The 12,915-nt window shown below is 76.5% G+C and carries 11 protein-coding genes and 1 pseudogene; 5 read left to right on the top strand and 7 right to left on the bottom strand.

Translation table 11 applies throughout. The features are described from left to right. The first annotated feature begins 288 nt into the window (after window positions 1-288). Both BXA05_RS19995 and BXA05_RS05925 read left to right on the top strand, forming a co-directional pair. Window positions 289-702, top strand: a complete 414-nt coding sequence (locus BXA05_RS19995) for a hypothetical protein (protein ID WP_076404298.1) — start codon at window positions 289-291, stop codon at window positions 700-702. 175 nt (window positions 703-877) lie between these two features. Further along, a complete protein-coding gene (locus BXA05_RS05925; RefSeq protein ID WP_076404297.1) occupies window positions 878-1,450 on the top strand; it encodes a hypothetical protein in 573 nt (190 codons plus the stop codon). Window positions 1,451-1,690: 240 nt separating this feature from the next. Here the strand turns inward: BXA05_RS05925 and BXA05_RS05920 are convergent, their stop codons facing one another. Next, on the bottom strand, window positions 1,691-2,500 hold the full coding sequence (locus tag BXA05_RS05920; protein ID WP_076404296.1) for a tetratricopeptide repeat protein: 810 nt from the start codon (window positions 2,498-2,500) through the stop codon (window positions 1,691-1,693). Window positions 2,501-2,698: 198 nt separating this feature from the next. Here BXA05_RS05920 and BXA05_RS05915 point away from each other — a divergent pair, with 198 nt between their 5' ends. Then, the gene (locus BXA05_RS05915) at window positions 2,699-3,874 is read left to right on the top strand and encodes a GAF domain-containing sensor histidine kinase (protein WP_232322677.1); all 1,176 of its coding nucleotides are present in this window, start codon (window positions 2,699-2,701) and stop codon (window positions 3,872-3,874) included. A 12-nt stretch (window positions 3,875-3,886) separates the two neighbouring features. Here the strand turns inward: BXA05_RS05915 and BXA05_RS05910 are convergent, their stop codons facing one another. From BXA05_RS05910 to BXA05_RS05900, 3 genes are all read right to left on the bottom strand, one after another. After that, window positions 3,887-4,399 (bottom strand): GNAT family N-acetyltransferase, encoded by a 513-nt coding sequence (locus BXA05_RS05910; protein ID WP_076404295.1) that lies wholly within the window; start codon window positions 4,397-4,399, stop codon window positions 3,887-3,889. 28 nt (window positions 4,400-4,427) lie between these two features. After that, on the bottom strand, window positions 4,428-4,901 hold the full coding sequence (locus BXA05_RS05905; protein ID WP_081599918.1) for a pyridoxamine 5'-phosphate oxidase family protein: 474 nt from the start codon (window positions 4,899-4,901) through the stop codon (window positions 4,428-4,430). 145 nt (window positions 4,902-5,046) lie between these two features. Then, complete coding sequence (locus BXA05_RS05900) at window positions 5,047-5,775, bottom strand: response regulator (protein ID WP_081599919.1); 729 nt, start codon at window positions 5,773-5,775, stop codon at window positions 5,047-5,049. Between the two features lie 213 nt (window positions 5,776-5,988). Here BXA05_RS05900 and BXA05_RS05895 point away from each other — a divergent pair, with 213 nt between their 5' ends. After that, a complete protein-coding gene (locus tag BXA05_RS05895; RefSeq protein ID WP_163185049.1) occupies window positions 5,989-6,888 on the top strand; it encodes a universal stress protein in 900 nt (299 codons plus the stop codon). A 90-nt stretch (window positions 6,889-6,978) separates the two neighbouring features. Then, window positions 6,979-7,949, top strand: a pseudogene (locus BXA05_RS05890) (arginase family protein). Between the two features lie 101 nt (window positions 7,950-8,050). On the opposite strand, the gene BXA05_RS05885 reads toward BXA05_RS05890, so the two are convergent. From BXA05_RS05885 to hutH, 3 genes are read right to left on the bottom strand one after another with little or no spacing between them, the layout of a single operon-like run. After that, on the bottom strand, window positions 8,051-9,376 hold the full coding sequence (locus BXA05_RS05885) for an amidohydrolase family protein (protein ID WP_076404293.1): 1,326 nt from the start codon (window positions 9,374-9,376) through the stop codon (window positions 8,051-8,053). Further along, on the bottom strand, window positions 9,373-11,079 hold the full coding sequence (gene hutU, locus BXA05_RS05880; protein ID WP_076404292.1) for a urocanate hydratase: 1,707 nt from the start codon (window positions 11,077-11,079) through the stop codon (window positions 9,373-9,375). The genes BXA05_RS05885 and hutU overlap by 4 nt, the downstream gene beginning before the upstream one ends. A gap of 31 nt (window positions 11,080-11,110) precedes the next feature. After that, complete coding sequence (gene hutH, locus BXA05_RS05875; RefSeq protein ID WP_076404291.1) at window positions 11,111-12,724, bottom strand: histidine ammonia-lyase; 1,614 nt, start codon at window positions 12,722-12,724, stop codon at window positions 11,111-11,113. Window positions 12,725-12,915: the final 191 nt, after the last annotated feature.

Below are 12,915 nucleotides of genomic sequence, written 5' to 3'. Positions count from 1 at the left end.
CTTCGTGCCCTGCCACGGACCTGCGGTCCCGCACGCCGGATGTGCGCGTCGTCGCGCCCGACGTCACGGCTGCGCGCGCACACGATCGGTGTGCTGCACGCCACAGTGCCCTCGTCCGCCTACCGTACACCGCCTCCACGAGGCTCTCACCCTCGTCTCATGTTCGCGGTGGACAATCGCTCCATGAGTTCACCGACACGTCACCGCAGGTCAACGTCCCGCGCGCTCGCGCTCGGTGCAGCCGTCGCCGCGACCGTCGCGCTGGGTGGGTGCGCCGAGGACGGCTCGGTGAGCGTGCCGGAATTCACCCTGACGGGCGACCAGGTCCAGCAGTTCCTCGACGACGCGGGCGCGCAGGTCGAGACGATCGGCGAGGACGTCCGGTCGCTCACCGACGACCTGGGCACCCTCCCGGACGACACGCGCGCCCGCGCGGAGGAGGCCGTCGCGTCCGCGCAGGAGGCCGCCGACGAGGCCCGCTCCGCGGCGGACGAGGCGGCGTCCGCCACGGACGAGACGCGCGCCCAGGCCGAGCAGCGCCTGGCCGACGCCGAGGCCGCGCTCGAGGACGCGTCCACCGAGCTGGGCGACGTCGCGGGCACCCTCTCCGGCGCCGACGCCGCGGTGCGCGACGCGATCGAGAGCCTGCGCACCCGGGTCGACGAGCTCCGCGCGGACCTCGAGGACGCGTCCGGCTCCTGACCGCACGGGCCGGGCGCGGGCGGCCCGCGCCCGGTGTCGCCGGACCCTCGTCCGCACCGGGGACCTAGGTCCCCGGGCCCGGCGACTTTTGCCTGACGTCCACCCTTCCTTCACAGGGGTTTGCTTGGTCTCAGGAGCCCGACCGCACCGGACGGGTCGATGAGAGGGGACAGTGATGAAGGGGACGATCGAGCGGAACGCCAACGCGCCGCTCCCCACGGTCGAAGGCACCGAGCCGGAGACCCTCAGCCTCGCGGAGCGCGCCACGCGACCCACCCAGGTGGTGCTCGGCGTCCTGCGGATCACGATCGGGTTCTACTTCCTCTGGGCCTTCCTCGACAAGACGTTCGGGCTCGGGTTCGCCACCCCCGCCGAGCGGTCGTGGATCAACGGGAACAGCCCGACCACCGGCTTCCTGTCGAACCTCGAGGGCACGTTCTCGGGCTTCTTCAGCGGCCTCGCGGGGAACGCGTTCATCGACGTGCTCTTCATGGTCGGCCTGCTCGGCATCGGGCTCGCCCTGATCCTGGGCATCGGGATGCGCATCGCCGCGGTGAGCGGCACGCTCCTGCTCCTGCTCATGTACCTGGCCGAGCTCCCGCTCGTGACCAACCCGATCATCGACGACCACATCACGATGTCGCTGACGATCATCGCTCTCACCCTCCTCGGGGCAGGCAGCGTGCTCGGCCTCGGCAAGGCGTGGAAGAGGATCCCGTTCGTCCAGCGCAACGCCTGGCTGGTCTGACGGTTCGACCGCCCGCCGTGTGCGGCGGGCCACGGGGCGACCGATACCGCGCGACGATCTGAGGCCGTCGCTGCAGGGAGTCGCTCCCGGGGGAAGAGGGGCGTGCGGGCGGTGGGGAGACCACCCGCACGTCCCGCCCTCCGCGCCCGGCAGGGCGACCGACAGCTCGACGGAGCCGGTCGCCCGCCGGGCGCCTTTCTGCGTGCCCGGCCCGCGGCCCTGTCCGGTGCGGCCCCGGCGTCAGCCGAAGCGGGCCAGCAGCTCCGCCGCCTGGGGATCGCCCTGGGCGGCCGCCTCGTGCCACAGGGCCATCGCCTCGGCGACGCGGCCCGCCCGGAGGCGGAGCACCCCGAGGCTCGTGCGCGCGGTCGGCTCGCCGGCGAGCGCCGCCTGCTCGAGCAGGTCCTCGGCGTCCGGCCCGCGGCCCGCGCGCACGTAGAGGTCCGCGAGGGTCGCCGCGACGCGCGCCTCGCCCGTCCCGGCCCACCCCTCGAGCAGCGCGACGGCGTCGTCCGGAGTCAAGGCGCCGCTGCGCACGAGCTCGACCGCCGCTTCCCAGCTCTCGCCCGACGTCGCCGCGAGGACGTCGTCGGCCGCGTCCCGCTCCCCCAGCTCGGCGAGCACCTGCGCGAGCCGCACGGCCGCGCCCTCAACACCCTGCGCGAGCTCGTACCAGCGGCGGGCCGCGTGCAGGTCGCCGCGCTCCGCCGCGACCTGCGCGGCCATGAACGCCCCCAGCGCGTCGCCCGCCAGACCGGCGAGCTCGAAGCAGCGGAACGCCTCCGCTGCGTCGCCCGCCTCGTGGTGCGCGACGCCCAGCCGGTACACAGCCCCGGGCACGCCCTGCTCGACGGCCGCCTCGTAGAACGGGACCGCGGCGGCCGGGCTGCCGAGCGCGCGCAGGTCGTCGGCGATCGCGACGAGCTCGGCCGGGTCGTCGGGGTGCAGGTGCCCGACGGCGGACCGCAGGTCCGCGAGGGCGCTCGCCGCGGCCTCGGCGGGCGCTCCGGAGCGCGGGGCGACGTCCGCGCCCTGGTCGGTGGTCGGCATGCGGCACCGCGTCCCTTCGGCCCCCTGCGTCGACGGCCCGGTGGTCCGGGACCTGCGCGACGGCGACGTGCGGCCGGCGGCAGGACGGCGTCGGACGTCCCGAGATGTGGACGCACGATAGCGCGGCGGTGTCGCCCACGTCACACCCCGGGCGAGACGGGTGCCGCCCGGCCGCCGGGGTCTGGGAGACTGCATCGGGTGAGCGGAACGACCGACCTGCCGGCCAGCGCCGGGCAACGCGTGCTGGACGCCGTCGTGGCGGTGACGAGCGACCTCGACCTGCCGCAGGTGCTGCGGCGCATCGTCGACGCGGCGATGGAGCTCACGGGCGCCCGGTACGGCGCGCTCGGGGTGCTCGACGCCTCGGGGCGCGAGCGCCTCGCGCAGTTCATCCCCCTGGGCCTCTCGGACGACGAGGTCGCCGAGATCGACCACTGGCCGCACGGCGAGGGTCTGCTGGGCGAGCTCATCGACCACCCGGCGCCCATCCGCGTGCCGGAGATCGCCGACGACGTGCGCTCGGCCGGCTTCCCCGAGGGCCACCCGCCCATGCACACGTTCCTCGGCGTGCCGGTGCGGGTGCGCGACACGGTGTTCGGCAACCTCTACCTCACCGACAAGCAGGTCCCCGGGGGCGGGTGCGAGGAGTTCACCGCGGAGGACGAGGCGGCCGTGGTCGCGCTCGCCGCCGCCGCGGGCGTCGCCATCGAGAACGCGCGGCTCTACGGCCGGGCGAAGCAGGTGGGTGTGCTGGAGGACCGCGACCGGATCGCGCGCGACCTGCACGACGTCGTCATCCAGCGCCTCTTCGCGTCGGCCATGACGCTCATGAGCGTGCAGCCGCTCGTCAGCGACCCGAACGCGCGCACGCGCATCGAGGAGACCGTCTCCGACCTCGACGAGACGATCCGGCAGATCCGGTCCACGATCTTCGCGCTGCACACGGCCACGGACCCGGACGCGCCCTCGATCGAGGACCGGTTCCGCGCGCAGGCCGAGGCCGCGACGACCGTGCTCGGGTTCGCGCCCGAGGTCGACGTCGAGGTGGCGGCCGAGGGGTCGGGCGCGGGCGTGACCGACGGCGGCCCCAGCCTGCCGGCCGAGGTCGCGGACCAGCTCGTCGTCGTGCTCGGCGAGGCCCTGACCAACGTCGCCCGGCACGCGCAGGCGAGCCGCGTCGTCGTGCACCTGGCCGTGACCGCGCACGAGGCGCGCCTCACCGTCACGGACGACGGCGTGGGCATCCAGCCCGGCGGCCGGCGCTCCGGCCTGCGGAACATGCAGGCGCGCGCCGCCGCGCTCGGCGGGTCGAGCACCGCGACCGCCCGGCCCGACGGCGGCACCCGCCTCGAGTGGTGGGTGCCGCTCGGCTGACGCGCCGGGTGCTCAGAGCGTCCGGTGCATGACGTGCAGGCCGACGAGCCCGTGCGCCGGGTGGTCGAACGCCTCGGGGACGGTCGCGAGGATCGTGAACCCCAGCGACTCCCAGAGCCGGACCGCGCGCTCGTTCGTCTCCACGACCGCGTTGAACTGCATCGCCCGGTAGCCGTCGGCGCGCGCACCGTCGAGCACGGCGCGCGCGAGCGCCCGGCCGACGCCACGCCCGGCGCCGTCGGGCCCGACGACGAAGCTCGCGTTCGCGACGTGCGCCCCGGCACCGGGGTGGTTGGGCAGGTACTTCGCCGTGCCGAGCACGGTGCCGCGGGCGCCGTCCTCCGCCGGGACCGCGACGAGGACGCGCGCGCCCGGGGCGTCGAGCCACGCGGCCCGGGCGTCGGCCTCGGTCATGTCGCGCGGGTACGTGTACGTCTCGCCCGCGCGGAAGACGGGCTCGAGCGCCCGCCAGATGCCGGGCCAGTCCGCGGGCGTCCCGGCACGTACCTCGATCGTCGCAGTCACCGGGCGAGCGTAGTGCGCGGGCCGCGGGTCAGCGCAGGATCCTCCGGCCGGTCACGATGCGCGGCACGACCTTGATGACGCGGTCGCGCACGCCGGGCACGAAGGTCACGAGCGGGAGCGCGAGCAGCCGCGCGCGCTCCACCGGCTCCGTGACCTCGAACGTGCGGCCGACGAGCACGACGGACCACCCGGAGCGGGCGTCGGCGTCGAACGAGTCGACCTCGAACGCCACGACGGCGCGGCTGGCGGCCACCGCGAGCTTCGAGCCCTCCGCGGTCCGGAACACGACGTCCGGGCCGTCGAGCACGAAGTTCACCGGCTGGATCGCCGGCAGCGCGTGGTCGGTGTAGACGATCCTGCCCACGGGGACGGTCGCGAGGAGCGCGTAGCTCTCCTCCGGCGTGAGCTCCGCGAGCCCTGCCGAGGCGCGCGGGCGCTCGGCGGTCGCGAGCCCCCCGCTCCCCACCGGTGCCCCTGTCCCGGTCCGCTCGACTGTGTCCATCTCCACATCGTCGCGCCGCGGTGTCAGATCCGGGAGTGCCGAAGGTCCCGACGCCGCGCGGTCGCCCGGTCCGTGGGCGTCGGCCCCCGGTCCGTGCGCGGGCGAGCCCTCGGGCCCCGTCCCGCCCTGCGGGTCGGGCCCGCCGTCAGGGACGCTGCGCCGGGCCACCGTGCTGCCGGTCCCCGGTGGGACCGCCCGCGCCCGGGGCGCCCTGGCGGGACGCCTCCTCCTGGCGCATCTCGGTCGCGAGGACCGCGACCTGGGTGCGGCGCTGCAGGCCGAGCGTCGCGAGGACGTGGGAGACGTAGTTCTTGACCGTCTTCTCCGCGAGGTAGAGGCGCTTGCCGATCTCGCGGTTCGTCAGGCCCTCGCCGATGAGCGCGACGATCTGGCGCTCCTGCTGGGACAGGCCCTCGAGGCGGTCCGGCGTCTCGTCCGCGGCGTGACGCAGGCGCTCCAGCACGCGCGCGGTGCTCGCCGGATCGAGCAGCGACCCGCCCGCCGCGACCGTGCGGACCGCGCCGACGAGGTCGGACCCGTGGATCTGCTTGAGCACGTACCCCGACGCCCCGGCGAGGACGGCCTGGAACAGCGCCTCGTCGTCGGCGAAGGACGTGAGCATGAGGCAGCCGACCTCGGGCAGCTCGGAGCGCACCTCGCGGCACACCTCGACGCCCGAGCCGTCGGGCAGGCGCACGTCGAGGATCGCGACGTCGGGGCGCGTCGCCTTGATGCGGGCGAGCGCGGAGGCGGCGGTGCCGGCCTCGCCGACGACGGTGATGTCACCGGCGGCCTCGAGCAGTGCGGCGACGCCGCGGCGGACCACCTCGTGGTCGTCGAGCAGGAACACGCGGATCGGGTGGGGAGAGCCCATGCCCTCAACGTAGCCGGTCGGAGGGGGATTCTCGCGCGCGCCCGCCCGTGGCGCCGCGGGTGCGGGACCTTCGTCCCGGTGGGTCGTGCCGAGCGTCCCGCGCGTCGGGGGCGGTCGCCGGGTGCGGCGGACCGCCCGCGCGCGGTATCCAGGAGGTGTGGCAGGTGGCGGGACGACCGCCACGAAGGGGACGACAGGACCGAGGTGGTCATGGTGAGCGGATCGACGCAGCAGGTCGTGCTGGTCGGTGTGGACGGCAGCACGACGAGCGGCAAGGCCCTGGACTGGGCGGTGCACGAGGCGGCGCGTCGGGGCGCGGAGCTGCGCGTGCTGCACGTCGCGTACGTGCCCGTCGTCGCGACGCCGTTCGTCGGCGGCGCGTACTACCCGAGCGTCGAGGAGCTCGGCGAGATCGCCGGCCCCATCCTCTCGGCCGCCGCCGAGCGCGCCGCGCGCGTGGACGCGTCGGTGCCCGTGCGGACGCTGCTGCGCTCCGGCCCGCCCTCGGAGGCGCTGCTCGACGAGGCCAAGGACGCCGACCTCGTCGTCGTGGGTTCCCGCGGGCTCGGGTCCGTCGGGTCGATGTTCTTCGGGTCCGTGGGGACCCGGCTGGCCGCCCGCGCGCCCGTGCCGGTCGTCGTCGTGCCGCCGTCCGTCGAGCGCGTGGAGCGCACCACCGACGTCGTGGTCGGCGTCGACGGGTCCGTGCACGGCGACGCCGCGCTCCGGTTCGCCCTCGACGAGGCCGCGCGCACCCGCTCCCGCGTCGTCGCGGTGTGCGCGTGGCGGATGCCCACCGGACCGCTGTGGGAGGAGAACCCCGCGTTCTACACCGCCGCCGAGCGCGACGCGCGCGCCGAGGCGTCGCGCACCGTCGAGGCCGCGCTCGGGCGCGTGCGCACCGCGGAGCACGACGACGTCCTCGTCGAGACGTTCGTCGTCGACCGCGAGCCGTCCGTCGCCCTCCGGGAGGCCGCGGCGGGGGCCGCGCTGACCGTCGTCGGCTCGCGCGGCCGCGGCGACCTGCGCGGCATGCTCCTCGGCTCGGTGAGCCAGGAGGTGCTGCACCACGCGACGCACCCCGTCGCCGTCGTGCACGCGGCGCGCGACTAGGGTGCCGTCCGCGCGGGGCGGGGACGCCGTCGGGCCGCTAGCGTCGAGACCGTGAGCGACGACGCGCAGGCCCTCCCGCACGACCCGTCGTTGCCCCGGGCGGGCGACTGGCCCGGGCCGGCGGGTGACGCCGTCGACCTCGCGCTGCTCGGCGTCCCGGCCTGGCGCACGTCGCTCTCGCCGACCGGCGCGCACGCGACGCCCGCCGCGGTGCGCGCCGCGCTGCGGAGGTTCAGCCCCGCGCTCGTACCCGACCGCCCGCTGCCCGACGGCGGCCCCTCCGCCCGCGTGCGACCCGTCGCCTCGGGCGGTCCCGCGGAGCGGACCGGCCCCGTCGACCTCGCCGAGCTCACGTTCGCCGACCTCGGCGACGTCGACGAGCCCGACGGCGCGGAGGGCGAGGCCCGACGCGCGCGGCGGTCCAGGCCGCGCTGGAGCGCGCTCGGCTGCTCGTCGCGCTGGGCGGCGACAACTCCGTGACCGTCGCGACCGCGCTCGGCGCGTGGGACGACGACCTCGCCACCGCGGGCCTCGTCACGCTCGACGCCCACCACGACCTGCGCGACGGTGTGTCCAACGGGTCGCCGGTGCGACGGCTCATCGAGGCGGGGCTCGACCCGCGGCGGGTCGTGCAGGTCGGCATCGCGGACTTCGCGAACTCCGCCGAGTACGCGCGCCGCGCCGTCGAGCTGGGGATCACCGTCGTGCACGTCGACGAGCTGCGCCGGCGCGGGCCCGAGGAGGTGATGCGCGCGGCCATGGAGGTCGCGGGCGCCGCGGGCGGGCCGGTGCACCTCGACGTGGACGTCGACGTGTGCGACCGCTCCGTCGCCCCGGGCTGCCCCGCGAGCGTCCCGGGCGGGATCGCGGCGTGGGAGCTGCGCGCCCTCGTCCGGGCCGCGGCGCGCGACGACCGGCTCCGCTCCGCCGACGTCGTCGAGGTCGACGCGACGGCCGACGCCCCCGACGGCCGCACGGTCCGCCTCGCCGCCCTCTGCGTCCTGGAGCTCGCGGCCGGCCTCACCCTCCACCCGCCGACCCCGGAACCGCTGCGGACGTAGCCCCCCCCCCGCCGACCAGGCGGTTCCGGCCGGCCCACCAGGTGGTCCTGGCACGACACGCGACCCGGACGCACCAGGACCACCTGTTCGCCGGGGGTGGGTCAGGGGTGGGGGTGGCCAGACCTCCACGTCTTCGCGATCAGGGGGACGCCGGGGCGGTAGGCGAGGTGGGTGCGGCTCGGGGCGTCGAGCAGCACGACGTCGGCCCGGGCTCCGGGGGCGAGGTGCCCGACGTCGTCCCGCCGCAGCGCGAGCGCGCCGCCCGCGGTCGCGGACCACACGGCCTCGGCGACGGTCATCCGCATCTCGCGGACCGCGAGCGCCACGCACAGCGGCATCGACGACGTGAAGCTCGACCCAGGGTTGCAGTCGCTCGCGAGCGCGACGACGGCCCCCGCGTCGAGGAGTCGTCGCGCGTCGGGGTAGGGCTGGCGCGTGGAGAACTCGACGCCGGGGAGAAGGGTCGCGACGGTCCCGGCGCCCGCTCCCGACGTCGCGACGGTCCCGGCGACGGCTCCCGACGTCCCGTCCGGCCGCGTCCCGCTGTCGGTCCACGAGCCCGCGAGCGCCGCGACGTCGTCGTCGGTGAGGTACGTGCAGTGGTCCACCGCGGCAGCGCCCAGCCCGACGGCGAGGCGCACCCCCTCCCCCGGGGCGAGCTGGTTCGCGTGCACGCGCACCCCGAGCCCGGCGGCGGCCCCGGCCTCGAGCACGCGGCGGGACTGCTCGGGCGTGAACGCGCCGGTCTCGCAGAACACGTCGACCCACCGGGCGTGCGGCGCGCACGCGGCGAGCATCTCCCCGCATACGAGGTCGACGTACGCGTCGGCCCGGCCCGCGTACTCCACCGGCACGACGTGCGCCCCGAGGAACGTCACCTCGGGCGTCACCTCGCGCGCGAGCCGCACCGACCGCTCCTCGTCCGCCACGGTGAGGCCGTAGCCGCTCTTCACCTCGACCGTGGTCGTGCCCTGGCGGGCCGCCTCGTCGAGGTGCCGGGCCAGCCCGGCGCGGAGCACGTCGTCGGACGCGGCGCGCGTCGCGGCGACGGTCGACCGGATGCCGCCCGCCTCGTACGGGCGCCCGGCCATGCGCGCCTCGAACTCGGCGGCGCGGTCGCCCGCGAACACGAGGTGGGTGTGCGAGTCGACGAACCCCGGGAGCACCGCGCGCCCGCCCGCGTCGACCGTCACGTCCGGCTCCCGTCCGTCCAGCGCGTGCCCGACGGCGTCCCGCGCCTCCCGGGCCGGGCCCGCCCAGGCGACCCGGCCGCCGTCGAGCAGCAGGACGGCGTCCGTCACCAGGCCGGTCGGGTCGCCGTCGCGCGTGCCGGGGCCGCCCGGGGCGTTGGTCGTCAGCTCGCCGATGCCGGTGACGAGCGTCGACCCGGGCCCCGAGGACGTGCCCGTCGCGCGGCGTCCCGTCACGGCGTCTCCCGCGCGGGGACGCGGAGCCCGCCGCGCTCGGCGGCGACGACCGCGTCGTCGTACCCGGCGTCGACGTGGCGCAGCACCCCGAGGCCCGGGTCGTTCGACAGCACGCGCGCGAGCTTGGCCGCGGCGAGCGGCGTGCCGTCCGCGACGGACACCTGGCCCGCGTGGATCGAGCGGCCCATGCCGACGCCACCGCCCTGGTGGATCGAGACCCACGTCGCGCCCGACGACGCGGCCGTGAGCGCGTTGAGCAGGGGCCAGTCGGCGATCGCGTCGGAGCCGTCGGCCATGGCCTCCGTCTCGCGGTACGGGGACGCGACCGACCCGGCGTCGAGGTGGTCGCGGCCGATGACGACCGGGGCGCGCACCGCGCCCGACGCCACGAGGTCGTTGAACGCGAGGCCCGCGCGGTCGCGCTCGCCGTGCCCGAGCCAGCAGATGCGCGCGGGCAGTCCCTGGAACGCGACGCGCTCCTGGGCGGCGCGGATCCAGCGGTGCAGGTGGTCGTCGTCGAACAGGTCGAGCACGGCGGCGTCGGTCGCGGCGATGTCGCGCGGGTCGCCCGAGAGCGCGGCCCACCGGAACGGGCCCTTGCCCTGCGCGAACAGCGGCCGGATGTACGCGGGCACGAACCCCGGGAAGTCGAACGCGCGGTCGTACCCGCCGCGGCGCGCCTCGTCGCGGATCGAGTTTCCGTAGTCGAACACCTCGGCGCCCGCGTCGAGGAACCCGACCATGCCCTCGACGTGCCGGGCCATGGACTCGCGCGCGCGGTCGGTGAGCTCGTCGGGCTTCGCGGCGGCGTAGTCGGCCCAGTCCGCGAGGTCCACCCCGACCGGCAGGTAGGACAGCGGATCGTGCGCCGACGTCTGGTCCGTGACGACGTCGACCTCGACCCCGCGCCGCAGCAGCTCCGGCACGACCGTCGCGCTGTTCCCCTCGACCCCCACCGACAGCGCCCGGCGCTCGCGCCGCGCGTCCTCGACGAGCCGGACCGCGGCGTCGAGGTCGTCGGCGACGACGTCGAGGTACCGCTCGCGCACGCGCCGGTCGAGGCGCGACCGGTCGACGTCGACCACGAGGCACGCGCCGCCGTTGAGCGTCACCGCGAGCGGCTGCGCGCCGCCCATCCCGCCGCACCCGCCGGTGAGCGTGAGCGTCCCGGCGAGGGTCCCGCCACTGAACCCCTGCCCGCCCTGGCGGGCGGCGAGCTTCGCGGCGACCGCAGCGAGCGTCTCGTACGTGCCCTGGAGGATGCCCTGCGCGCCGATGTAGATCCACGACCCTGCCGTCATCTGCCCGTACATCGTCAGGCCCGTCGCCTCGAGCCGCCGGAACTCGGGCCACGTCGCCCAGTCCCCCACGAGGTTGCTGTTCGCGAGGAGCACGCGCGGCGCCCACTCGTGCGTCCGCAGCACCCCGACGGGCTTGCCCGACTGCACGAGGAGCGTCTCGTCGTCCGCGAGCGTCGTGAGCGTGCGGACGATCGCGTGGTAGCTCGGCCAGTCGCGCGCCGCCCGGCCCGTGCCGCCGTAGACGACGAGGTCGTCGGGCCGCTCCGCGACCTCGGGGTCGAGGTTGTTCATGAGCATCCGCAGCGGCGCCTCGGTCTGCCAGGACCGCGCGGTGAGGGTCGTGCCGCGCGGGGCGCGGACGGGGACGGGCGTGCCGAGGCGGTGGGTCGGCTCGTGGACCATGGTCGTCTCGCTCCTTCGGGTCGGGTGGGTCTCAGGCCAGGTGCCCGACGGCGGCGCTCGCCGCCGCGGTCACGGCACCCGTCGCGACGAGGCGGGTCACGGCCTCGATCTCGGGCGCGAGGTAGCGGTCCGGTCCGGGGCCCGCGGCGGCCGTGCGCACGAGGTCGCGCACGGCGCCGGTCCCCCGCGCGGGGTGCAGGGACCCGGCGTCGCAGCGGAGGTCGAGGGCGCGCGTCGCGGTGAGCAGCTCGATCGCGAGGACGCGGCCCAGCCCGTCGACGGCGCGGCGGAGCTTGCGCGCCCCGGCCCAGCCCATGGACACGTGGTCCTCCTGCATGGCCGACGACGGGATCGAGTCGACGCTCGACGGCACCGCGAGCCGCTTGAGCTCCGAGACGATCCCCGCCGCCGTGTACTGCGCGATCATCAGCCCGGAGTCGACGCCCGGGTCGTCGGCGAGGAACGGCGGCAGGCCCTCGTTGCGGGCCTTGTCGAGGAACCGGTCCGTGCGGCGCTCGCTCATGCTCGCGACGTCGGCCGCGGCGATCGCGAGGAAGTCGAGCACGTACGCGACCGGGGCCCCGTGGAAGTTGCCGTTCGACTCGACGCGCCCGTCCACCGTGACGACCGGGTTGTCGATCGCCGCCGCGAGCTCCCGGCGCGCGACGGCGGTCGCGTGGTCGAGCGTGTCGCGCGCGGCGCCGTGCACCTGGGGCGCGCACCGCAGCGAGTACGCGTCCTGCACGCGCGTGCACTCGGGCCGGCCGTCGGCGTCGAGCGTGCGGTGGCTCGCCACGACGGGCGAGCCGTCGAGCAGCGCGCGCAGGTTCGCGGCCGACGCCGCCTGGCCGGGGTGCGGCCGCATCGCCACGAGGTCGGCCGCGAACGGCGCGTCCGAGCCGAGCAGCGCCTCGACGCTCGCCGCGGCCGCGACGTCGGCCGTCGTGAGCAGGGACCGCAGGTCGTGCAGCGCGAGCGCGAGCATGCCGAGCATGCCGTCCGTGCCGTTGATGAGCGCGAGGCCCTCCTTCTCGCGCAGCGCGAGCGGCGCGATCCCGGCCGCGGCGAGCGCGTCGGCAGCGGGCACGACGGCTCCCGTCGCGTCCCGGACCTCGCCCTCGCCGAGCGCCGCGAGCGCCACGTGGGCCAGCGGCGCGAGGTCGCCCGAGCACCCGAGCGAGCCGAACTCCCGCACCACCGGGGTGATCCCGGCGTCGAGCATCGCGGCGTACGTCTGCGCGACGACGGGGCGCGCCCCGGTGCGCCCGGTCGCCAGGGTCGCGAGCCGCAGGAGCTGGAGCGCCCGCACGACCTCGCGCTCGACCTCCGGCCCCGACCCCGCCGCGTGCGACCGCACGAGGCTCAGCTGGAGCTGCGCGCGCCGCTCGACCGGGATGTGGCGCCGCGCGAGCGCCCCGAACCCGGTCGAGACGCCGTAGTGCGGGCGGTGGTCGTCCGCGAGCCCTTCGACGACGGCGCGGCTCGCCGCCATCGCCTCGACCGCCGCGTCCGCGAGCCGGACGCGCGCGCCGTGCCGCGCGACGTCGACCACGTCGTCGATCGTCAGCGGACCGTCGCCCACGACGACGACGCGCGCGGCGCGGGCCGGGTCGGAGACGGCCGGGGAGTGCGTCGTCGCTGCCATGCCCCCAGGACACACCGCGCCTCGACGCGCCGGGAGCCCGCTGCGACAGGTTCAGTCTGGGATCCCAGACGGCTCCCGCACCTTCCGCCGGAAACCGCCCCCTACCGCAACTGCCGCCGACGCCGCCCACGCCGCCCACGCCGCAGACCAGGCCATCCCGGCGAGCCGAGCAGGCGGTCGTGGCGCGTCAG

Origin of the sequence: Cellulosimicrobium funkei, from assembly GCF_900155925.1 — a bacterium.
Taxonomy (GTDB): domain Bacteria; phylum Actinomycetota; class Actinomycetes; order Actinomycetales; family Cellulomonadaceae; genus Cellulosimicrobium; species Cellulosimicrobium funkei.
This window is presented reverse-complemented; position numbering and strand designations above follow the sequence as displayed.

Bases quoted from the DNA above. Each gene is read 5' to 3' on its own strand.
- BXA05_RS05905 (WP_081599918.1), bottom strand. From the start codon at position 4,901: ATGGACACAGTCGAGCGGACCGGGACAGGGGCACCGGTGGGGAGCGGG.
- hutH (WP_076404291.1), bottom strand. From the start codon at position 12,724: ATGGCAGCGACGACGCACTCCCCGGCCGTCTCCGACCCGGCCCGCGCC.
- BXA05_RS05900 (WP_081599919.1), bottom strand. From the start codon at position 5,775: ATGGGCTCTCCCCACCCGATCCGCGTGTTCCTGCTCGACGACCACGAG.
- hutU (WP_076404292.1), bottom strand. From the start codon at position 11,079: ATGGTCCACGAGCCGACCCACCGCCTCGGCACGCCCGTCCCCGTCCGC.
- BXA05_RS05925 (WP_076404297.1), top strand. From the start codon at position 878: ATGAAGGGGACGATCGAGCGGAACGCCAACGCGCCGCTCCCCACGGTC.
- BXA05_RS05920 (WP_076404296.1), bottom strand. From the start codon at position 2,500: ATGCCGACCACCGACCAGGGCGCGGACGTCGCCCCGCGCTCCGGAGCG.